17 protein-coding genes are annotated in these 19,447 nt (G+C 65.0%); 7 read left to right on the top strand and 10 right to left on the bottom strand.

The window, feature by feature from the left end:
• Window positions 1-40: 40 nt before the first annotated feature.
• The 8 genes from ACSU1L_RS12135 to hrpA form a co-directional block, all read right to left on the bottom strand.
• Window positions 41-1,432: an LLM class flavin-dependent oxidoreductase gene (locus tag ACSU1L_RS12135; protein ID WP_439255973.1), complete on the bottom strand. Its 1,392-nt coding sequence runs from the start codon at window positions 1,430-1,432 to the stop codon at window positions 41-43.
• 332 nt (window positions 1,433-1,764) lie between these two features.
• Window positions 1,765-2,028, bottom strand: coding sequence for a hypothetical protein (locus tag ACSU1L_RS12140; RefSeq protein ID WP_438255001.1), 264 nt, complete (start codon window positions 2,026-2,028; stop codon window positions 1,765-1,767).
• Window positions 2,029-2,110: 82 nt separating this feature from the next.
• Window positions 2,111-3,055 carry a quinone oxidoreductase family protein gene (locus tag ACSU1L_RS12145; RefSeq protein WP_438255002.1) on the bottom strand — a complete coding sequence of 315 codons (945 nt, stop codon included), beginning with the start codon at window positions 3,053-3,055 and terminating at the stop codon, window positions 2,111-2,113.
• A 71-nt stretch (window positions 3,056-3,126) separates the two neighbouring features.
• Window positions 3,127-3,954: a MetQ/NlpA family ABC transporter substrate-binding protein gene (locus tag ACSU1L_RS12150; RefSeq protein ID WP_439255974.1), complete on the bottom strand. Its 828-nt coding sequence runs from the start codon at window positions 3,952-3,954 to the stop codon at window positions 3,127-3,129.
• A 34-nt stretch (window positions 3,955-3,988) separates the two neighbouring features.
• The gene (locus tag ACSU1L_RS12155) at window positions 3,989-4,732 is read right to left on the bottom strand and encodes a methionine ABC transporter permease (protein WP_438255006.1); all 744 of its coding nucleotides are present in this window, start codon (window positions 4,730-4,732) and stop codon (window positions 3,989-3,991) included.
• Window positions 4,729-5,706 carry a methionine ABC transporter ATP-binding protein gene (locus tag ACSU1L_RS12160; protein WP_439255975.1) on the bottom strand — a complete coding sequence of 326 codons (978 nt, stop codon included), beginning with the start codon at window positions 5,704-5,706 and terminating at the stop codon, window positions 4,729-4,731. Before ACSU1L_RS12160 ends, ACSU1L_RS12155 begins: the two co-directional genes overlap by 4 nt.
• A 140-nt stretch (window positions 5,707-5,846) precedes the next feature.
• A complete protein-coding gene (locus ACSU1L_RS12165; protein ID WP_439255976.1) occupies window positions 5,847-6,674 on the bottom strand; it encodes an alpha/beta fold hydrolase in 828 nt (275 codons plus the stop codon).
• A gap of 30 nt (window positions 6,675-6,704) precedes the next feature.
• Window positions 6,705-10,748: an ATP-dependent RNA helicase HrpA gene (hrpA, locus tag ACSU1L_RS12170; RefSeq protein ID WP_439255977.1), complete on the bottom strand. Its 4,044-nt coding sequence runs from the start codon at window positions 10,746-10,748 to the stop codon at window positions 6,705-6,707.
• 114 nt (window positions 10,749-10,862) lie between these two features.
• On the opposite strand from hrpA, the gene ACSU1L_RS12175 reads away from it, so the two are divergent.
• The 5 genes from ACSU1L_RS12175 to ACSU1L_RS12195 all read left to right on the top strand — a co-directional run bounded on the left by ACSU1L_RS12175 (window position 10,863) and on the right by ACSU1L_RS12195 (window position 15,193).
• Complete coding sequence (locus ACSU1L_RS12175; protein WP_439255978.1) at window positions 10,863-11,525, top strand: hypothetical protein; 663 nt, start codon at window positions 10,863-10,865, stop codon at window positions 11,523-11,525.
• The gene (locus ACSU1L_RS12180; protein WP_439255979.1) at window positions 11,522-11,815 is read left to right on the top strand and encodes a transcriptional regulator; all 294 of its coding nucleotides are present in this window, start codon (window positions 11,522-11,524) and stop codon (window positions 11,813-11,815) included. The genes ACSU1L_RS12175 and ACSU1L_RS12180 overlap by 4 nt, the downstream gene beginning before the upstream one ends.
• A gap of 58 nt (window positions 11,816-11,873) precedes the next feature.
• Entirely contained in the window at window positions 11,874-12,710 is an 837-nt protein-coding gene (locus tag ACSU1L_RS12185; RefSeq protein WP_439255980.1) for an aldo/keto reductase, read from the top strand.
• Window positions 12,711-12,786: 76 nt separating this feature from the next.
• Entirely contained in the window at window positions 12,787-13,356 is a 570-nt protein-coding gene (msuE, locus tag ACSU1L_RS12190; RefSeq protein ID WP_439255981.1) for an FMN reductase, read from the top strand.
• A 37-nt stretch (window positions 13,357-13,393) separates the two neighbouring features.
• A complete protein-coding gene (locus ACSU1L_RS12195) occupies window positions 13,394-15,193 on the top strand; it encodes a thioredoxin domain-containing protein (protein WP_439255982.1) in 1,800 nt (599 codons plus the stop codon).
• Window positions 15,194-15,203: 10 nt separating this feature from the next.
• Here the strand turns inward: ACSU1L_RS12195 and ACSU1L_RS12200 are convergent, their stop codons facing one another.
• A complete protein-coding gene (locus ACSU1L_RS12200) occupies window positions 15,204-16,157 on the bottom strand; it encodes a LacI family DNA-binding transcriptional regulator (RefSeq protein WP_438255022.1) in 954 nt (317 codons plus the stop codon).
• Window positions 16,158-16,238: 81 nt separating this feature from the next.
• On the opposite strand from ACSU1L_RS12200, the gene ACSU1L_RS12205 reads away from it, so the two are divergent.
• Window positions 16,239-17,204 (top strand): zinc-binding dehydrogenase, encoded by a 966-nt coding sequence (locus ACSU1L_RS12205; protein ID WP_438255023.1) that lies wholly within the window; start codon window positions 16,239-16,241, stop codon window positions 17,202-17,204.
• Between the two features lie 42 nt (window positions 17,205-17,246).
• Here ACSU1L_RS12205 and ACSU1L_RS12210 read toward each other — a convergent pair whose 3' ends face one another.
• Window positions 17,247-17,840 (bottom strand): HAD family hydrolase, encoded by a 594-nt coding sequence (locus ACSU1L_RS12210; protein WP_439255983.1) that lies wholly within the window; start codon window positions 17,838-17,840, stop codon window positions 17,247-17,249.
• Window positions 17,841-17,939: 99 nt separating this feature from the next.
• On the opposite strand from ACSU1L_RS12210, the gene ACSU1L_RS12215 reads away from it, so the two are divergent.
• Window positions 17,940-19,415 carry a DUF222 domain-containing protein gene (locus ACSU1L_RS12215; protein WP_439255984.1) on the top strand — a complete coding sequence of 492 codons (1,476 nt, stop codon included), beginning with the start codon at window positions 17,940-17,942 and terminating at the stop codon, window positions 19,413-19,415.
• Window positions 19,416-19,447: the final 32 nt, after the last annotated feature.

Genomic DNA, 19,447 nt, shown 5'->3' on the forward strand with positions numbered 1-19,447 from the left:
TCTGTGGGGGGCGTGCGGAGTGCGGATGATGGCGGGATGCTCAGGCGATGACGCTGAGCGCGTCGGCCCGGGTGATTTCTGACTGAGCGGATGGCGTTGTGGCATGCCGATTCTCGAGGAAGGGCAGCCCGAGATGCTCGCGCAGGGTCGTCCCGGTGTAGTCCGCGCGGTGAAGGCCACGCTCCTGCAGGATCGGGATCACTTCGTTGACGAACCTGCGGAACTGAGACGGATGCGAGACGTAGACGTTGAAGCCGTCGACGGCGCCAGCTTCGAACCACTCCTGTAGTCGATCGGCAACGGTGGCGGCCGAGCCGACGAACGGCGATGGGCGCAGCGCAGACAGACGCTCGACTACCTGGCGCAGCGTCAACGAGTCCTTTTCGGCGAATCGGACGATCGATTCTGCGTTTGTTCGGAAGCTGCGCTGGGCGAGATGCAACACATCAGGGAACGGGGCATCCAGGTCATACTGCGTGAAGTCATGCCAGCCGAACGGTCGTCCCAGCTCGGCCAGCGTGATGTCGAAAGAGTTGCTCAATTCGTGCTGCGCACGCTCGATCGCTCGGGCGTCATTGTCGGTGTCACCGACGACGATGCGCGTGCCCGGGAGGATCAGCACGTGATCAGGGTTGCGGCCGGCCGCTGCCGCGCGCCCTTTGACGTTTTCTGCGAAGGCGATGTCGTCAGGGATATTCGAGGCGTGTGTGAAAATTCCATCGGCGAAGCGTGCGCCGAGATCACGACCGTCATTGCTGTCGCCAGCCTGGAAGATGACCGGCTGGCCCTGCGGGGAACGCTGGATATTGAGGGGACCGGCTACGCGGAAGAACTCGCCGTCATGGTGGAGCTCGTGAACTTTCGTGGGGTCGAGGAACACGCGGCTTTCACGATCACGCGGGAAGGCGTCGTCTTCGTAGCTGTCCCACAGCGCCTGCGAGACTTCGATGTGTTCGGCAGCCCTGCGGTACCGCGTGGGGTAGTCGAAGTGCTCATCGAGGCCGTAGTTGGTGGCGGTGCCGGCATCTCCGGTGGTCACCACGTTCCATCCGGCGCGGCCGCGACTGATCAAGTCGAGTGAGGCGAAGCGGCGGGCAAGGTTGTACGGCGTGTTGTAGGACGTGGTTGCGGTGCCGACGAGTCCGATGCGCTCGGTGGCGACCGCGAGGGCAGAAAGCAGCGTCAGCGGCTCAAGCCGGTTCAGGTAGTGCGGCGGGGAGTGCGGGGTGATGAACTGACTGTCGACGATGAACACCAGGTCGAACTTCGCCTGCTCAGCGAGCTGTGCGTACTCGATGTACCAGTCGATGTCGACGCTGGCGTCTCCGGGGATCTCCGGATCCAGCCAGCGCAGTTGATCACCGGGGCCACCGGTTCCGGTCAGAATCGCTCCGAACTTGATCTGACGCTGGGTGGTGTTCTCGTATGCCATGCCCTGTTCCTCTCATCGCTTTTGACGATTCTGAGGTGTGCGGTGGGCACAAGAGGGGTTCGTGTCACACTGTGTGGCTTCATGACGTCGCGTGACGCCACAACGTTGCTGACATCAGGGAGATGCTGTGTGGCCGTTCGCGGCGACTGGTGCCGCTGCTCCGCGAAGGTGCTCGCCGGCGAGACGAGGCTCGTGCGGCCGCCTGAGAGCGTGCCGCCCGCCGGCGCCAGTTGTTCTTGCTACGGGCCGCGTACTGTTCGACAGCTCTGCGTGTGCGTCTGGGCGTGCCCGAGATCGCTTTCGTCGTGGCCGGCAGTACCCATAGCCCGCGATCAGAACGGTGGGGTGCCGTAGGCCTTCTTGTAGCGCCGCTTCCAGACCTGTCGGGCGAAGCCGATGTACATTCCGACAGCGCCGGGAACGACCCAGAAGATCAGCACAATTACGCCGGAGACGGCAGGGGCTGCCCCGCCTCCGTGCCTGGTGAACAGGAACACCGACAGCAGAATCCCCGCAACGCAGAATGCGCCGAAAAATAGGATCTCGACGACCGGCTGCTGGAGTCGGGGGACACCGCTGCGTCCGGGAGCATTCATGAACGTGAATGGTTCCGGGGGGACTGATGAGTCGCTGGGATCGCTCAAACTCGGCACTGCCGGAGGTGACGGGCGCGGACGATCACGGAACCAGTGTGATCTTGCCGCGGGCGGAGTGCTCCTCGACCATGCGGTGGGCCACGGCGGCTTCGGCGAGCGGCAGCGTGGCGCCGAGCTCGATTTGGAAGTCTCCGGCTGCGATAAGTTCGATCGCTACACCGACGGCCTCTGCGCGCCAGGCGAGCTCCTGCGCCGTGAGCGGCTCGGGAGAGCCGCCGCTGAAAGCACGGATGCCGAAGCTGGCAGCATCCGGGCCGCGAACGATCGTCGCAATGCGATCGCGGTCAGTAATGAGTTCAAGGGAGGTCTCAATCGCCTCATCGGTGCCGATGCAGTCGAGCGCGACGGTGACGTCGCCATCCACAGCTGCCCGCACACGGTCCGCGAGACCATCGCCGTAAGCAACAGGGATCGCGCCGAGTTCGCGCAGATGCTCGTGGCGAGCCGGGCTTGCAGTGGCGACAACGGTTGCGCCCCAGGCGACAGCAAACTGAATCATGGCCTGTCCCACAGCGCCAGAACCGGCGTGCACGAGCAAGACATCGCCGTCTCCGACATTGAGCGAACGCAGGCACTGATAGGCGGTTCCGATCGGGATGCTGAGACCGGCGCCCTCGGCAGCGGTCACAGCATCCGGAAGCAGATCGAGATTCTCCACCTTCACGACGAGGTGAGTGGCGTACGTGCCCACAGTGCCGCCGATTGCCACACGGTCGCCGACAGCGAATTCGCTCACGCCCTCGCCGAGTGACTCGATCACTCCTGCGCCGTCGAAACCGACGCGGCGCGGCTGGGTGATCGGAGCGCCGGGGCGTGCGCCGCGGCGCAGCTTCGCATCCAGCGGGTTGACGCCCGCTGCCTCGATCCGCACCACGACCTCACCGGGGCCGGCGACAGGATCGGGGATCTCTACGAGCTGAAGGACATCAGGGGTGCCGAGTTCTGTGTACACGATCGCGTGAGCCATGACGCCAGGCTACCGGCAACGAGCAAAGCCCTCACATCCGAAGATGTGAGGGCTTCACAACGGCGCTGAGATCAGCCGACGGGGACGATGAGTCCCTTCCACGTCTCCAGGATGTACTCCTTGGTGCGGTCATCGTTGAGAAGTTCGATGAGAGCCACGATGCGCGGGTCATCCTTGAGCTCGGGACGAGTGGCCAGCACGTTGTAGTACTTGCTGTCGGTGCCCTCGAGGAGGATCGCCTGCTCGTCGGAGAGACCGGCGGGGATAGCGAACGACGCGGTCACGAAGGCAGCGTCGTTGTCGGGCAGAGCGAGTGCGAGCGAAGCGTTCTCGATCTCGACAAACTTCAGATCCTTGGGGTTGTCGGTGATGTCGGTGATCGTGGTCGCGTTGTCCTTGATCTCGATGATGCCTTCGGCGGCGAGCAGCTCGAGCGCACGACCCTCGTTCGTCGGGTCGTTCGGGATCGCAACCGTGGCGCCCTTTTTGAGCTCGTCAAGGCTGTCGATCTTCTCGCTGTAGAAGGCCGCGGCCGGCAGGTAGATGTCGCCGAGCGAGATCAACTCGTCACCGGCCTGCGTGTTGTAGGTGTCCAGGAACGTCGAGTTCTGGAACAGGTTGGCATCGATCGAGCCGTCCGACAGTGCCGGGTTCGGCGTGTTGTAGTCGGTGAACTCCTGCCACTCGATCGTGAGCCCCTTCTCCTCGGCGAGGTTCTCGGAGACCCACTTCAGGATGTCGCCGGCCGGGACCGGCAGAGCGCCGACCTTCAGCGTGCCGAGGCCCTCAGAGCCGTCGGCGGCCGGAGCGGAGTCCGATCCGGCACAGGCGGTGAGGCCGAGTGCAAGGGCGCCTGCGGCGGCGATGGCGATGCCGCGAGTGAGAGAGGAGAAAGACATGATGATGCTCCGGGGTGTCAGGGGTGAAAGGAAATCAGGCGCCGACGGCGATGACGTCGGCGGAGTGCGAGGCACGATTGGCGTGATCGAGACGGCGCGCAAGCACGTTGCATGCCCACTGCACCAGCAGCACGATCACGAACAGCACGATCACGACGGCGACGATGTGAACCCAGCTGTAGCGCTGGAAGCCGTAGGTGAGCGCGACGTTTCCGAGCCCGCCGCCGCCGACCACGCCGACCATGGCGGAGAAGTTGATGATTGAGGTGATGGTCGTTGCGATGCCGAGCACGATTGCCGGTCCGGTCTCGGGGAGGATGACGCGCCGCACGAGCTGCCAGCGGGTGGCCCCGAGCGAATCGGCCGCCTCGAGCAGACCCGAATCGACCTCCTTGACGGCGATCTCCACAACGCGCGCGAAGAACGGAATCGCGATGAGCGTGAGCGGGAAGATCGCAGGCCCCGTGCCGATGAACGAGCCGAGCAGGAGTCGGGTCAGCGGAATGAGCGCGATCATCAGAACGATGAACGGCACCGATCGACCCAGGTTCACGATGAACCCCAGCAGCCGGTTGATGATCACACCGGCCGTGGCGGAGCCGAACGGAGTCGCCAGGAAACGACCCTTCTCAGTGCCGACGAGCACGATGCCTAGCGGGAGACCGACGACGATCGTGATGAGGATGGCGACAGCGGTCATCCAGAGCGTTTCGAGCGTGCCCTTGAGCATGACGTCGAACAGATCGGGCCAGAAGTCCGGGGATGTGTAGTCGATCATGCTGCTTTCACCACTTCGACGGCTACGTCGTGCTCGGCGAGGAATGCCTGAGCGCGAGCGAGAACTGCGGGGTCAGCCGGAAGCGCCAGCCGAGTACGGCCGGCCTGTGATCCGGCGATGTTCTCGATCGTGGCGCCGAGGATCGAAACATCCAGATCCAGAGCGCGTGCGAGGAGTGTGATGGTCGGCCGCTCAGCCTCTTCGCCAGCAAAGGTGAGGTCGATGACCGCGGAGCCAGGCATCTCGGGGACATCGCCGAGTGGAAACAGGTCTCGCGCCAGACGGCTGCCCGGCGTGCGGATGAGATCGATCAGGGCACCCTGCTCGACCACGCGGCCGTGCTCGAGGAGCGCTGCGGCATCACAGATCTGCTTCACAACAGCCATCTCATGTGTGATGAGCATGATCGTCAGTCCCAGCTCGCCCGACAGCCGCTTCATCAGAGCGAGGATCTGGCGGGTGGTGTCGGGGTCGAGTGCGCTGGTCGCCTCGTCCGAGAGCAGGACGCTGGGGCGGGATGCCAGGGCGCGGGCGATGCCGACGCGCTGACGCTGTCCGCCGGAGAGCTGCGCGGGGTAGGAGCCGGCGCGGGACGCGAGACCGACCAGGTCGAGCATCTCGAGGGCATCCTTCGTGCGGTCGCCACGTGCACGACCGACCGCTTCCAACGCGAACTCCACGTTCTGTGCGATCGTACGGTTTCCCACCAGATTGAAGTGCTGGAACACCATGCCGATGCCGTGCCGGGCCGCGCGCAGTTCGTTGCCGGCCAGATGCGAGATCTGCACGCCGTCGACGACGACGCGTCCGGAGTCCGGGCGCTCGAGTGCATTGACGGTGCGCAGCAGCGTCGATTTGCCGGCACCGGACTGGCCGACGACGCCAAAGATCTGACCGCGGGGTATCTCGAGCGAGACATCGTCGAGTGCGCGGGTGCCGCCGAACGACCGGCTGACGTGCTCGATGGTGATCATAGGAATGCCAAGGGCCCCTTTCGGGGAAGAAGAGGAGGTGAGAAATCAATTCTCACCCGATCGCCCGGTTGGCGCTAATCGAGATGACGCCGTGTGACGGGCGCTCAGGCCTCGCGCAACACCTTTGTTATGCGCTGCGGCTATGCGCTGCGGCTGTGCGGTGTCGAGGCGACAAACTCGACGATGGCATCCAGCGTCGGCTGATGGCTTTCCAGATGCGGGAGATGAGCGACGCCGCGGAGCTCGATCAGTTGTGACTGCGGGATGGAAGCCGCGGCATGCCGCGCGTTCTCGCGGACGTGCTTCAGATCGAGGTCGCCGACGAGGAGGAGGGTCGGTACGGAGATCCGACCGAGTTCGGAGAAAGCATCGGGCGTGGCTGTGGGGTCTCCGGGATCAGCAGCAGCGAGCGCACGACCGTTCATCTCCAGGAAGCGTGTGCGCGCGGGCCCTGTGACGCGACCTTCGTGACCGGGCCCGTCCAGCCAGACGTGGGCCTCGAGCCGATTGATCTCATCGAGATCCCCACGCGAGTCGGCCGCATCGATCGCAAGATCAAGTTCGGCGACCACAGGCTCGAGTGCTGGTTCCGGAGCGCCGCTGATGGCGGGTGCGATCAGCACCAACGCTGAGACTCGCTCCGGATGCGCGAGCGCAAGATCGATCGCTGTGCGCCCGCCCATCGAGCAGCCCACGACGATCGCTCTGTTCACGTTCGAGGCATCCAGAACAGCGAGGGTATCGGTGACGGGCGACCACCCGTCGTCTGCGTCGTACGTGGTCTCGCCGTAGCCACGCGCGTCGTACCGGATGCTACGCACGCCCGCGCCGAGGTGCTCGACCAGATGATCCCAGGAACGCAGATCGGTGACGCCCGCATGGATCAGCAGTACCGCGGCGCCGTCAGTATTGCCGCTCGCTTCTGCGGACAACTGGGCAGCTCCTGACGGGACCGTTTGCCGATTCATCTCGCCAGGGTATCTCGCGCGACGTTTCGCTCAGCGTGCCGCGAGCACTTTCTGGATGCGCTGCGGCGAGACCGGCTGTGCGGTACCGAGCCGCTGTGCGAAGACGCTGATGCGGAACTCTTCCAGCAGCCAGCGCGCCTCCTCAAGCGCGGGGGCTGCATCTCGGGGGAGCGGCACCGTCCCCCCAGCATCCTCAAACGCCTTCGCCATACGTTCGTACTCGGTCATGCGGGTGCGATCCTTGCCCGGTTCGCTCTCGAGCGTCTTTAACCGGTCGAGCATGCCGTCAAGATAACGCGGGAAGTGCGCCAATCGCTCGGTGCCTGCCGCCGAGATGAATCCCGGATGCAACAGGCCACTGAGCTGCGTGCGGATATCGTTCAGCGGACCGAGCAGAGCAAGCGAGTTTTGCGACTTGATGCCGCGCTCGACCTCGCGCGACTTCGTGAGAATCTTCGCGACGAGGGAGACGGTCGTGAACAGCTGATCGACGTGCGTCGCGCTCACAGCATCCCGTGCGGCCACGAACTCCGACTCGGTGCGGATGATCGCATCCGATCGCAGCGCGGCGCGTACGACCGCGACTCTGGCATCTTCGATCAGAGCAGCGACCGACGAGTACGGCGATGCTGCCAGCGCGAGCTTCTCCTGCGAGGTGAGATGTCCCTGCACGTACGAGGCGGGAGAGGGAACGCTCAGCAGGATCAGGCGCACCACGCCGTCGCTGGTCGCGGCGTTTGCGGCATCCGCTGTCGACTCGACGCGGATCGACACGGTTTTACCCTGGTCAACGATCGCAGGATAGCCGCGGACGACACCGCCGGCGACCTTCGTGTCGAGCACCTCGGGAAGATCTCCGAAGGTCCACGAGGTGAGGCCGTCCTGCTCGATCGGCCCCCGTGCGGATGCTGCGGCAACAGCGTTTGCGTCGGGCCGGGGTCCTCGACGATTCTGCTCCGGCCGTGCGATCGACCGGGCGACACTCGCGCGGGCGCGATCTGACAGCTGCGACTGAAGGTCGCTGAGATCTCGTGCGGAACCTGCCACCCGGCCGCGTTCATCGACCGCACGGAAGTTCATCCGCAGGTGCCCGGGCACGCGCTCGTCGTCGAAGTCGGAGGCGTTCACCGGCTGATTCGCCAGTGGCTGGATCAGGCGGGCGAGTGCTTCTTTCATGGAGCGTTGCGGCCGTCCGCCGTGCCGCTCCGGCCCCTCTTCCGCAAGCACTTCGCCGAACTTGTCAGCCCAGTCCGCGGCTGGGACCACATGTCGGCGGATCGTCTTGGGTAGTGCTCGAAGAAGGGCCGTGACGAGTTCTGCACGCAGGCCTGGCACCTGCCAGTCGAAGCCGCGATCCTCGATCTGTGCCAGCAGCGCCAACGGCACGACGACGCTGACGCCGTCGTCCGCAGCACCGGGCTCGAAACGGTACGCGAGCCCGAGAACCTGATCGCCCTGCGTCCAGCGGGTCGGGAACTCATTCTGATCGGCGCGCTCGTCGTCTTCGATTAGATCGCTCTCGCGCATGACCAGCAGCTTCGGGGTCTGTTGCAGCGATTCGCGCCACCACTTCTCGAACGAGCGCACGTCGAACACATCGGCGGGGACGCGCTCATCGTAGAAGCGGAACACCTCTTCATCGCCGGCGAGGATGTCGCGGCGGCGCTCGCGCTCCTCGAGCTTCTCGAGTCGCTTGCGCAATTCGTGGTTGCTGCGCCAGAACGCGCTGACGCGCTTGTCGAGTCGGCTCGGATCCCACTCTCCCTCGACCAGCGCATGACGCAGGAACATCTCCCGTGATGCGGCCCGGTCGACGCGGGCGAACTGAATGCTCCGACGCGGAACGATCTCGACGCCGAAGAGCGTGACCTTCTCGTAGGCGATGGCCGATCCGGCATCCTTGGACCAGTGCGGTTCCGAGATTGACCGCTTCGCGAGGTCACCGGCCAGAGACTCAGCCCACGCCGGGTCGATCGCGGCGACGGTGCGGGCAAAGGTTCGGGAGGTCTCGACGATCTCGGCGGCCATGACCGCCTGCGGCGCCTTCTTGCGCAGGCCCGATCCGGGGAAGATCGAGAAGCGGATGCCGCGTGCTCCGCGATATTCGGCGATGCGACGCTTCGGATCTTTCTGGCTCTTCGCCTGCCCCTTGGGGGGTGTCTTGGTGTTGCGCTCATCGAGCGTGCCGATCTGAGACAGCAGCCCGGACAGCAGCGCGCGATGGATCGCGTCGGGGTCAGCCGCCGCATCCTCCTTCGATGACGTCCCCGTTTTCACGAGCGAGCGCAGCTGGCGGTGCACGTCGAACCACTCCCGCACGCGCACATAGTTCAGGTGCTCGGAACGGCACATCCGCCGAAAAGCGCTGGAGCCGAGCTCGCGCTGCTGCTCGCGCAGATGGTTCCACAGGTTCAGGATCGCGAGGAAGTCACTCGTCGGATCCGTGAATCGCGCGTGCATCTTGTCGGCGGAGTCGCGCACATTCTGCGGTGCATCCTGGGACGGCCGTTCGCGTACGTCTTGGATCGTGAGACCGGAGACGATCGCGAGGACAGCAGCGGTGACGTCGGCCCCTGATCCCGTCGAAGGGGTCTGCGCCTCGAGCAACATTCGTGCGAAGCGGGGGTCGATCGGCATCCGCGAGATCTCACGGCCGATCTTCGTCAGCCGCGGGCTCTCAGGATTCGCTCCCTGAGCCTGTTGAAGGGTCACTGCACCGAGCTCGGTGAGCAGGTCGAAGGCCGCGCGGATTCCGCGGGAATCGGGCGGGGTGAGGAACGGGAAAGCCGTGATGTCGCCGAAGCCGAGTGACAGCATCTGCAGTACGACCGCAGCGAGGGATGTGCGCAGCACTTCGGGTTCGGTGAACTCCGGGCGCTTATCGAAGTCGTCTTCGCTGTAGAGGCGGATCGCGATGCCGTCGCTGGTTCGTCCCGCGCGTCCCGAGCGCTGGTTCGCCGACGCCTGCGAGATCGCTTCGATCGGCAGTCGCTGCACCTTCGAGCGGTTGCTGTAGCGGGAGACGCGTGCCGTTCCCGTGTCGATGACGTATTTGATGCCGGGGACGGTCAGGCTCGTCTCGGCGACGTTCGTAGCCAGAACGACGCGGCGGCGGACACCCGCAACGCGGCTCTTTTCGAAGACGCGGTGCTGTTCAGCGGCGGACAGGCGCCCGTACAGGGGGAGAACCTCCACCGGCGCCGATGCTGACGTGTACGCGGCGCGCACAGCATCCGCGGCATCCCGGATCTCGGCCTCGCCGGGCAGGAACACGAGCACGTCACCGGGCGCTTCACGATCGAGCTCGCGCAGCGCCGCAACGATCGCGGAGACCTCGTCCTCGGCTTCTCCGGCCGCTGTCGCCGCCGCTCCCGATGCATAACTCCTGAACTTTTTGCCAGAACGTGCTGAAGTCGGCCCCGGAGAGGCCCCGGCCGCGGTTTCTTCAGGAGTTGTGCTCGCGTCGGCCGGAGCTCGGTACCGGATCTCGACCGGATAGGTGCGGCCAGACACCTCGATGACAGGAGCCGGGATGCCGGCAGGGGACGCGAAGTGCTTCGCGAAGCTCACCGGATCGATCGTCGCCGAGGTGATGATGACCTTGAGATCCGGGCGCTCCGGCAGGATGCGAGTGAGGTAGCCGAGCAGAAAGTCGACGTTGAGGGATCGCTCGTGGGCCTCATCGATGATGATCGTGTCGTATCGGCGCAGGAGCCGGTCCCGGTGGATCTCGTTGAGCAGGATCCCATCGGTCATCAGAGCGATCTTGGTTGTGGCCGACACTTTGTCGGTGAAGCGCACTTTGTATCCGACGGTGGCTCCCAGCTCCACCTGCAGCTCTTCCGCGATGCGCTCGGCGATCGTTCGTGCGGCGAGGCGACGCGGCTGCGTATGCGCGATGTTCTCTCGCCCGAGTTCGAGGCAGATTTTGGGCAGCTGCGTCGTCTTACCCGACCCGGTGGCTCCTGCCACGACCACGACCTGGTGATTGCGGATGGCATCAGCGATCTCATCCCGCGCGGCGCTGACGGGCAGTTCCGAGGGATAGGTGATGACGAAATCGGCAGTAGACATAGCCCTCCATCGTATGACGAGGCCGCCCTGATGTGCGCGCGGGCATTGACATGCAAAGTAGTTTGCAGTACAAAGTTAACCATGACCAGACAGACCCGAGAACGGAGTACGACCATGTCACTCGATGAAGAGCCTCTTGACCCGGCCGAGATGCTGGCGCTGATGAAGGATCAGCAGCGCAGCGTCGCAGGGCAAAAGGGCGCGTTCGTGCCGTTGATCCTGCTGTCGTGGGGCATCGCCTGGCTGTTCGGGTTCGGCGCGCTGTGGCTGATCGATGGCCCCGGTGCCGCGTTCTCGCTGCCGATCGGGGTGGCGATCGGCGCATTCGTCGTGCTTCTGGGCGGGGCAGGAGTCCTGTCGACCGTTCTGGGGATCCGTTCGAGCACGGGCCTGCGCGGCGGCAAGGACTCCGCCTTCGTCGGAATCATCTACGGACAGTCCTGGTGGGTCGGCTGCCTGGCGATCTTCGCGCTCGGCCAGGCGCTCGTGCTTCAGGGCATGCATCCGGATCTGCTGAGGGTCTTCTACCCGTCGGCGTACATCTTCTTCGTCGGCGTCATGTTCGTCTCGGCCGCGGCGATCTGGCGTGCTGTTCCGATGCTGATTCTGGGGGGCTGGTCGATCATCGTCAGTGCTGTGGCCCCGTTCGTCGGCTATCCCGGTCAGTACCTCGTCTACGCGCTGGCCGGCGGTGGGGGATTGCTGATCGTCGCGCTGTGGACGTGGATATGGATGCGGCGAGCACGCAGCCGCATGGCCCCGGGTGCGCGATCATGACCGAACTCGATCCGGTCATCCATGCGGCAGCGCGACTGCGGATCACGGCGGCACTTGCGACGCTGGCAGACGAGGGGAGCATCGCCTTTCCGCGTCTACAGGAGCTGCTGGACATGACGGCAGGCAACCTCTCCACGCACCTGCGCAAGCTTGAGGATGCTGATTACATCGCCGTGGAAAAAACCCACCAGGGGCGGACTCCGGTGACCTACATCGGGCTCACCCGCACCGGTCGACGCGCTTTCGAGGATTACACCGAGGCCCTTCATGCGGTGCTCGGACAACGATGATCGACATTCGGAGTCATCTCGGGCCGGTACCTGTCATCACAGGTCGTAGGCTGAACGCATGACGATTCCCACCATCACTCTCAATGACGGCTTCACGATTCCGCAGCTCGGCTACGGCGTCTTCCTGGTTCCGCAGGAGGAGACCGAGAAAGCTGTCAGCGAAGCGCTCGAGGTCGGCTACCGCCACATCGACACCGCCGCGATCTACGGCAACGAAGAGGGCGTCGGCGCCGCTATCGCAAAGAGCGGTATCGCCCGCGAAGAACTCTTCATCACCACGAAGCTGTGGAACGACCGCCACGATGGCGACGAGCCGAACAAAGCGATCGCCGAGAGCCTGGAGAAGCTCGGCATCGATCAGGTCGACCTGTACCTCGTGCACTGGCCGACGCCTGCGAAGGACAACTTCGTGCACGCATTCGCCAAGCTCGTCGAGTTGCGCGAGCAGGGCCTGACCCGCAGCATCGGCGTCTCGAACTTCCTCGTCCCGCACCTCGAGCGCGTGGTCAAGGAGACCGGCGTCACCCCCGCGGTGAACCAGATCGAGCTGCACCCGGCGTACCAGCAGCGCGAGGTCGTCGCGTGGGCTGCTGACCACGGCATCCGCATCGAGGCCTGGGGTCCGCTCGGCCAGGGCAAGTACGACCTGTTCGGCACCCCCGCTGTCGCCGAAGCCGCCACCGCGCACGGCAAGAGCCCTGCGCAGGTCGTGCTGGGCTGGCACCTGCAGAAGGGGAACATCGTGTTCCCGAAGTCGGTGCGCATCGAGCGCCTGCGCGAGAACCTCGACGTGTTCGATTTCACACTGACGGATGCAGAGATCGCAGCGATCGACGCACTCGACCCGCTCGACGGATCCGGCCGCGTCGGCAGCCACCCGAACGAGTTCAACTGAGACGCATAATTGCGTTGCATGACGCCCTGTGTCGCTTCGTGCGCCACAGGGCGTCGTCGTCGCTAGCGTCGTCGCCATGACCACGCCATTCCGCATCGTCGCCGTCTCCGGCTCACTGCACGAGCCCAGCAAGACGACCGCGCTGCTGCGCGCCATCTCCGCAGCCATCGCCGAGCGCGCGGACTGCGAGGTGCTGCTGATCGAACTGACCACGGTCGGGCCGGCGCTGGCCGGAGCCCTGCGTCGCGATGATCTGCCGTTGCACATCGAGGAGCAGTTGGTCGCGATTGAGCAGGCTGACCTGCTGATCGTAGGCAGTCCGGTGTACCGGGCATCCTTCACCGGCCTGTTCAAGCATCTGTTCGACTTTGTCGGGCAGTATGCGCTCGTCGGAACGCCCGTGCTGCTGGCGGCGACCGGTGGGGGAGAGCGGCACGCGCTGATGATCGAGCATCAACTGCGACCGCTGTTCTCGTTCTTCCAGGCGCTCACGCTGCCGCTGGGGGTGTATGCGAGCAACACTGATTTCGACGGGTATCGAGTCAACTCCGAGGTGTTGGCGGGGCGCATCGCGCTCGCCGCCGAACGAGCACTGCCACTGGTCAGGTATGCCGCGTCACGGTCGGTGGAGTCGCTGGTCAGCTGAGCTGTTCGGCTCGCCGGCCGGAGCGTACCGTGAGGGCATGGTCAATCGCCTCGCCGACACGCTCAGCCCCTACCTGCGGGCGCACGCCGATAACCCCGTCGACTGGTTCGCCTGGGGTCCGGAAGCGTTCGCCGAGGCGCGGCGGCGGAATGTTCCGATGCTCATCTCGATCGGCTACTCCACGTGCCACTGGTGCCATGTGATGGCTCGGGAATCGTTCTCCTCTCCCGAGATCGCAGGGCTCATCAACCGGGACTTCGTGGCGGTGAAGGTCGACCGCGAGGAGCATCCGGATGTCGACGCGGCCTATATGGCCGCGGCATCTGCGTTCACGCAGAATCTGGGGTGGCCGCTGACTGTTTTCACGACGCCGCAGGGGCGCACGTTCTACGCGGGGACCTACTGGCCGCCAGAAGCGCGTGCGCAGATGCCCGGGTTTCGTGACGTGCTCGCCGCGGTGCACGAGGCATGGATGCTGCGCCGTGAGCAGGCGATCGAGTCGGCGGATGCCGTGGCAGAAGCACTGGCGCAGGCGGCGGTCGTTACTCCATCCGACCTGCCGTCGACGGTGGCGCTGGCCGTGGCTGCCGAGGCTATCGCCGCACGGGAAGACGCGATGTTCGGCGGGTTCGGCGGTGCGCCGAAGTTTCCCGTGGCGACGACACTCGGGTTTCTGCAGCGGCCGTTGCTTCGGCGTGAGGCCCCGGATGCGGCGGCCTCGGCGGAACGTTCGTTGGCTGCGATGGCGGCATCCGATCTTCGCGACAATCTCGAGGGCGGTTTCTTCCGGTACGCCACCCAACGCGATTGGACCGTGCCGCACTACGAGCGAATGCTGACCGATAACGCCCAACTGCTGGATGTCGCCGTGCGAGCCGGCGACGACGCGACGGCTCGCGGGGTCGTCGCGTTCCTCCTTGACGTGCTGCGCCGGGATGGTGGGGCGTTCGGCGCTGCGCAGGACTCGGAGTCGTGGATCGAGGGGCAGCGCAGCGAAGGCGGTTATTATCGTGCCGCTTCTCGTGAAGGACTCGAGCCGCCAGCGGTGGATGGCAAGGTGATCACCGGATGGAACGGGCTCGCGATCGCAGCCCTCGCCCGGGCGGGCGCGGCGTTGGACGAGCGGACATGGGTGGATGCCGCGGCAGCCGCCGCATCATTCGTATCGTCGGCGAACCGTTCGCCGGATGGTCGACTCGTGCGCGCCTCACTGGACGGGGTGGCATCGACGGCGGTGGCGACACTCGCCGATGTGGGCCTGTTCGCGGAGGGGCTGTTTGCGCTCGCGGTGGCGACCGGAGAAGTGCGGTGGGCGTTGGCGGCGCGCGAGCTGCTGGATGACGTGCTCGACGGTGGCGTGGACGGCGACCCCGTGCTCGCAGCGCAGAATGTGGCGGCGGCACCGGACCAGACGGACGGGGATCTGCCGTCCGGAACAGCAGCGGTCGCGGGTGCCTCGCTGGCGGCCTGGCGACTGGGCGCGGGTGAGAAGTACCGGGCAGCCGCCGAAGAACAGGTACGAGCACAGGCGGCATCCGCTCTGCAGAACCCCTTCGCGCACGGCTCGCTGCTCGGAATCGCGGCAGCGCTCATCGAGCCGCCCCGTCAGATGGTCGTGGTGACGGAGGATCGCGCGGGTGCGCTCGCCGCGGCATCCCGTCGCCTCGACGCGGACGTGATCGCCATCGTGACGCCCGCGCAGGCAGGCGCTTTCGCGGATGCCGGGTTCGAGCTGTTCGCGGGGAAGGACGCGGCCGTAGAGCTCGCGTACGACTGCCGGGCGTTCGTCTGCCGGTTACCGACGGCGGATGCTGGCGAGCTGCTGCTCGAGCGCTGAGGCCACACGCTCACGTCGTTTCTCGCACGATGACCCGTGATGGAGCCTGTACCCACGCTCCGGGGTCACGGCCCAGCATGAGCAGCGCAGCGCGGCGGCCGAAGGACTCGGCATCGATGGACACTGTGGTCAGCGCGGGCCGCCAGAGCTGTCCGTGCATCCCGTCATCGAAACCGATCACCGCAAGATCCTTCGGCGCATGAAGCCCCAAACTCTCCATTGCGTTCAGTACCCCGAATGCCACGTCGTCACTGCTCGCAGCGACTGCGGTGACCGATGTGCTCTCGGTGATGGTGCGGACCGCGGCGATGCGTTGATGCGGGTCCTCACCCAGCGCGATGCGCAGTGGATGAATTCGCTCGATTCTGAGATCCGCAGCGATTCGGGAGGCTTCTTCCACGGAGATCGCTGGGGCTCTGCCGAGAGTGAACGGGAGGGCGAACGCGATCTCGCGGTGTCCCCCTTCTGCGAGATGGCGGAGTTGAGTGAGCGTGTGAAAAGCGAGCCCCGTCCGATATCCATCCACGATGGCGAACAGAGGATGGCTGGCATCAGCGTCGGCGAGGAGGGCGGGCAGATCAAGCACCGCACGCGGCATCAGAGCTCCGAGTGCTTCGGCCGGCGCGCCGCCATCGATGGTGTCGGGGCCAGCGGTGACGAGCAGCGCGTGCTCATGTGCACGCAACTCCTCATTCATGCCGACGATGAATCGATCGAGGCTGTGCCCGCCGAGCATGGCCCCGACCTTCAGGAGCACGATGCGGGACATCCCTTCGCGGAGCGCTCGGGCTGCGCTGTGCGGGACATAGCCGAGTTCGGAGGCTGCGCTTCGCACGCGATTGCGGGTCTGCTCGGTGATGGTTTGTCCCCGAGTCTCGTTCAGCACGTAACTCACGGTTGCAGCTGAGACCCCGGCAGCATCCGCAACATTCCGGATCGTTGGCTTACGGGGAGATGAAATCATCTGGGCACGCTACCACTTAATCGATTAAGTAACTACGCTGAACGGAATCAACGTACGGAGCACGGCGAGAAGGAGCAATTCATGAGGGCTTGGCAGTATCTGGGAGACGGCGCGCCGATCCAGATGAATGAAGTTGCAGCACCGGAACCGTCACCGACGCAGGTGATCATCGATGTGAAAGCATCTGGGCTCTGCCACTCTGACCTGCTTTACATGGCACTGGGCGATGGGATGATGCCCTTTCTTCCTATGACGCAGGGCCACGAGAACGCCGGTGTGATCTCCGCGATCGGTTCCGAGGTCGTCGGGTTCCGGATCGGCGATGTCGTCGGCGTCAACTCCTCCGGCGTGCAGCCGCCTCTGGGAATGTTCACGCCCGGTGGCTTCGCCGACAAGCTCGCGGCGGACTATCGCGATCTTGCACGGGTACCCGCGGGCCTGGATGTTTCACTGGCCGCACTCGCCACGGATGCGGGCATGACGTCGTACCACGCGATGATCAAGGAGGGCGGCGCGAAGGCAGGAATGAAGGTCGGGGTCATCGGCTTTGGCGGCCTCGGACAGATCGGTGCTCGCGCCGCGGTACTCGCCGGCGCCGAGGTCCACGTCGCTGAGAGTAAGAAGGACGTGTGGCCGGTTGCGCTCGCGGCCGGTGTCGTCAGTTGCGTCAAGGATGCGGATGAATGGGCAGTCGAGCCCGGCGGAGACCCGCTCAATTCAGCATCCGGTTTCGACCTCATTGTTGACTACGCCGGTTTCGAGACGACTCAGAAGGCGATCAACGCGGTCAAGCGTGGTGGCACCGTCGTGCAGGTCGGACTCGGCAAGCAGACCTTCACGGTCGTCACCTCGACGCTCCTCGGCAAGAAGCTCATCGGCTCTCTGGGGGGAACGGTGCAGGACATCGAGGAGGTCTTCGATCTCATGCTCTCTGGAGAGATCACGCCGGTCTATGAGGAGATCTCGTTCGAGGAGATCGGAACGGGGCTTCAGAACCTGAAGAACGGCGAGGTGACGGGTCGCCTGGTCGCCCGGTTCGGTGACTGATCTTCCGGATGCTGGCGAGCTGCTGCTCGAGCGCTGAGCGCTTCAGCCCACGGCAATGCCGTGGGCGCGGAGCGCGCCTCGCAGCTCTGCGATTCCGACGAAATGGTGGGTGCGGATGCCGAGGGCTTCTGCCCCGGTGGGTTTTGCGGGCGAGTCGTCGGTGAAGAAGACCTGGCCGGCGGGGAGCCCGAGGACGTCGAGAGCGTGTTGGAATGCGCGTTGGTCAGGTTTCGCGTGGCCGATGGCGGCGGAATTGAAGATCGGGTCGAAGTGCGCGGTGAGCCCGGCCGCCACCATCTCTTCGGGGATCGTGTCGGTGCCATTCGTGAGGATTGCGGTGGTGAGCCCGAGGTGCGCGAGTTCGTTCGCGAGCGTCACGACGGCCTGGTCCACGGTGGGGCGCTGGCGGCCCCACTCTTCGGCAGCGGCCTCATTGGCGACGTCGACGGCAATCTGCCCGATCCATTCCTGGCGACTGATTCTGCCCGTCGTGACCTGATCGAGGGCTGCGGTCGAGAGTGCTGCGCGGGTGAGCGCGCCGGGGTCGACCCCGGCGCGCTGTTCGATGTCGGCGACAGCGGCTGAATCGAAGTGTCGAACAACCCCGTCGAGGTCGAAGAGGACGGCGCGGATCATGGTCGCCATTCTGCCCGCAAAAACTCGGTTCAACTCGTGGTTGAGGGTTTGCGGCGAATCTTTGTTCGAATGTCGGTGGTGGTCGATTAAATGGAAGGTATGAACAGCGTTGTCGCCCAGATCGAGAGTCTCGACGAGACTCTCGCCAGCGCGGTGCGCGAAATGTTCGCAACCGAGACGATTCCCGATCTTGCGGGCGAAGACATCGCGGCGCTTTTGGTGGCGACCGGAAAGCTGCAGCGACGGCTCGAGGGACTACAGGTAGAGGCAGCAGTGCAGGTGAGCGAACGCTCCCAGGGCATTCGCGATGAGCGACTCACCACGGCGTACGGCTGCGCGCGTCCGACCGAGATGGTGCGGATGCTGACGCTCAGCGATTCACGTTCCGCCAACAAGCGGATGAAGGCAGCCGGCTTCGTGCAGCGAGTACGCGGCATCACCGATGGGGTTTTTCTTCCGCCGCGTTACCCGATGCTGCGGGACGCGATGATTTCGGGCGACCTGGGTCTGGAGGGCTTCCTCGCTGCGACCGAACCGCTCGAGGCCGCTGGTACGCGGATCACCGCCAGCGCGCGAATCGAGGCCGACCGCCAGCTGGGGGCATTCGCTCGGGGGATCTACAGCGATCTTGATTCCGGTTCGGATGCTGTGCAGGGCCCCTTGCCGACCCCCGAAGAACTCAGAGCGCTCGCGACGGTGCTCGTTGCCTACCTTGACCCCGATGGTGCCGAACCCTCCGACGACGTGGCACAGCGCGAGCGCAGCTTCACCATCGGGCGGGTTCGCAACGGCACCGCTCGCGTGGCCGGCAACCTGCTGCCCGAGGTCGCCGCTCAACTGAAACTGCTGATGGACAGCTCGTTGAATCCTCAGGTTGACGGCCCGCAAGATCTGGGCGTGCACTTTGTTCCCTCTGAAGACGAAGCGCTCGGTGATGACGGCTCATGCCCCGACACGACCTACGTCGACACGCGCACTCGCACGCAGAAGCAGCACGATGCCTTCGCGAGCATGGTGAATGTTGCTGCTCGGGCCGGAGACGTCTCCGATCTCGGTGGAGCCGCGCCAACACTCATCGTCACAGCGAACGCCGAAGACTACGCCACCGGAACCGGTTGGGGAACGGTCGTCAACACCGGAGACCTCGTGCCGATGAGCGTCGCCGCCCAGACCGCGTGCGCTGGCGGTATTCAGCGGGTTCTCTTCGATGAGAATGGCCGCATCGTGTCGCTGGGAACCTCCGCCCGGATCTTCAACGCCCTGCAGCGACGGGCGATCGTGATTCGCGATGGCGGATGCGTGGTTCCCGGATGCATGATCCCGGCGACCTGGTGCGAAGTGCACCACGTTCAGGAACACGCGGCCGGCGGCCCGACCCACACGGATAACGGGGTACTGCTGTGTTGGTTCCACCATCGCACACTGCATCTTTCGCATTGGCAGGTTCGAATGCGAGACGGGCTGCCTGAGATTCGGGGTCCGGAATGGTGGGATCGCGAAAGGCGCTGGTGGCCGGCCAGAAAAAGTCGGCCGAAAGCGCGGCAACCCGTCTGGCCAGTGGCCAGTGACCAGTGACCAGTGACCAGTGACCAGTGACCAGTGACGCT

Origin of the sequence: Microbacterium sp. A94, from assembly GCF_051842855.1 — a bacterium.
In the GTDB taxonomy this organism is placed as follows: Bacteria; Actinomycetota; Actinomycetes; order Actinomycetales; family Microbacteriaceae; genus Microbacterium.

What these genes read in the sequence shown, in the direction of transcription:
- ACSU1L_RS12150 (WP_439255974.1), bottom strand. Translation starts at nt 3,954, where the DNA reads ATGTCTTTCTCCTCTCTCACTCGCGGCATCGCCATCGCCGCCGCAGGC.
- ACSU1L_RS12205 (WP_438255023.1), top strand. Translation starts at nt 16,239, where the DNA reads ATGAGGGCTTGGCAGTATCTGGGAGACGGCGCGCCGATCCAGATGAAT.
- ACSU1L_RS12195 (WP_439255982.1), top strand. Translation starts at nt 13,394, where the DNA reads ATGGTCAATCGCCTCGCCGACACGCTCAGCCCCTACCTGCGGGCGCAC.
- ACSU1L_RS12160 (WP_439255975.1), bottom strand. Translation starts at nt 5,706, where the DNA reads ATGATCACCATCGAGCACGTCAGCCGGTCGTTCGGCGGCACCCGCGCA.
- ACSU1L_RS12185 (WP_439255980.1), top strand. Translation starts at nt 11,874, where the DNA reads ATGACGATTCCCACCATCACTCTCAATGACGGCTTCACGATTCCGCAG.
- ACSU1L_RS12215 (WP_439255984.1), top strand. Translation starts at nt 17,940, where the DNA reads ATGAACAGCGTTGTCGCCCAGATCGAGAGTCTCGACGAGACTCTCGCC.
- ACSU1L_RS12165 (WP_439255976.1), bottom strand. Translation starts at nt 6,674, where the DNA reads ATGAATCGGCAAACGGTCCCGTCAGGAGCTGCCCAGTTGTCCGCAGAA.
- ACSU1L_RS12200 (WP_438255022.1), bottom strand. Translation starts at nt 16,157, where the DNA reads ATGATTTCATCTCCCCGTAAGCCAACGATCCGGAATGTTGCGGATGCT.
- ACSU1L_RS12145 (WP_438255002.1), bottom strand. Translation starts at nt 3,055, where the DNA reads ATGGCTCACGCGATCGTGTACACAGAACTCGGCACCCCTGATGTCCTT.
- ACSU1L_RS12210 (WP_439255983.1), bottom strand. Translation starts at nt 17,840, where the DNA reads ATGATCCGCGCCGTCCTCTTCGACCTCGACGGGGTTGTTCGACACTTC.
- ACSU1L_RS12175 (WP_439255978.1), top strand. Translation starts at nt 10,863, where the DNA reads ATGTCACTCGATGAAGAGCCTCTTGACCCGGCCGAGATGCTGGCGCTG.
- ACSU1L_RS12135 (WP_439255973.1), bottom strand. Translation starts at nt 1,432, where the DNA reads ATGGCATACGAGAACACCACCCAGCGTCAGATCAAGTTCGGAGCGATT.
- ACSU1L_RS12140 (WP_438255001.1), bottom strand. Translation starts at nt 2,028, where the DNA reads ATGAATGCTCCCGGACGCAGCGGTGTCCCCCGACTCCAGCAGCCGGTC.
- hrpA (WP_439255977.1), bottom strand. Translation starts at nt 10,748, where the DNA reads ATGTCTACTGCCGATTTCGTCATCACCTATCCCTCGGAACTGCCCGTC.
- msuE (WP_439255981.1), top strand. Translation starts at nt 12,787, where the DNA reads ATGACCACGCCATTCCGCATCGTCGCCGTCTCCGGCTCACTGCACGAG.
- ACSU1L_RS12180 (WP_439255979.1), top strand. Translation starts at nt 11,522, where the DNA reads ATGACCGAACTCGATCCGGTCATCCATGCGGCAGCGCGACTGCGGATC.
- ACSU1L_RS12155 (WP_438255006.1), bottom strand. Translation starts at nt 4,732, where the DNA reads ATGATCGACTACACATCCCCGGACTTCTGGCCCGATCTGTTCGACGTC.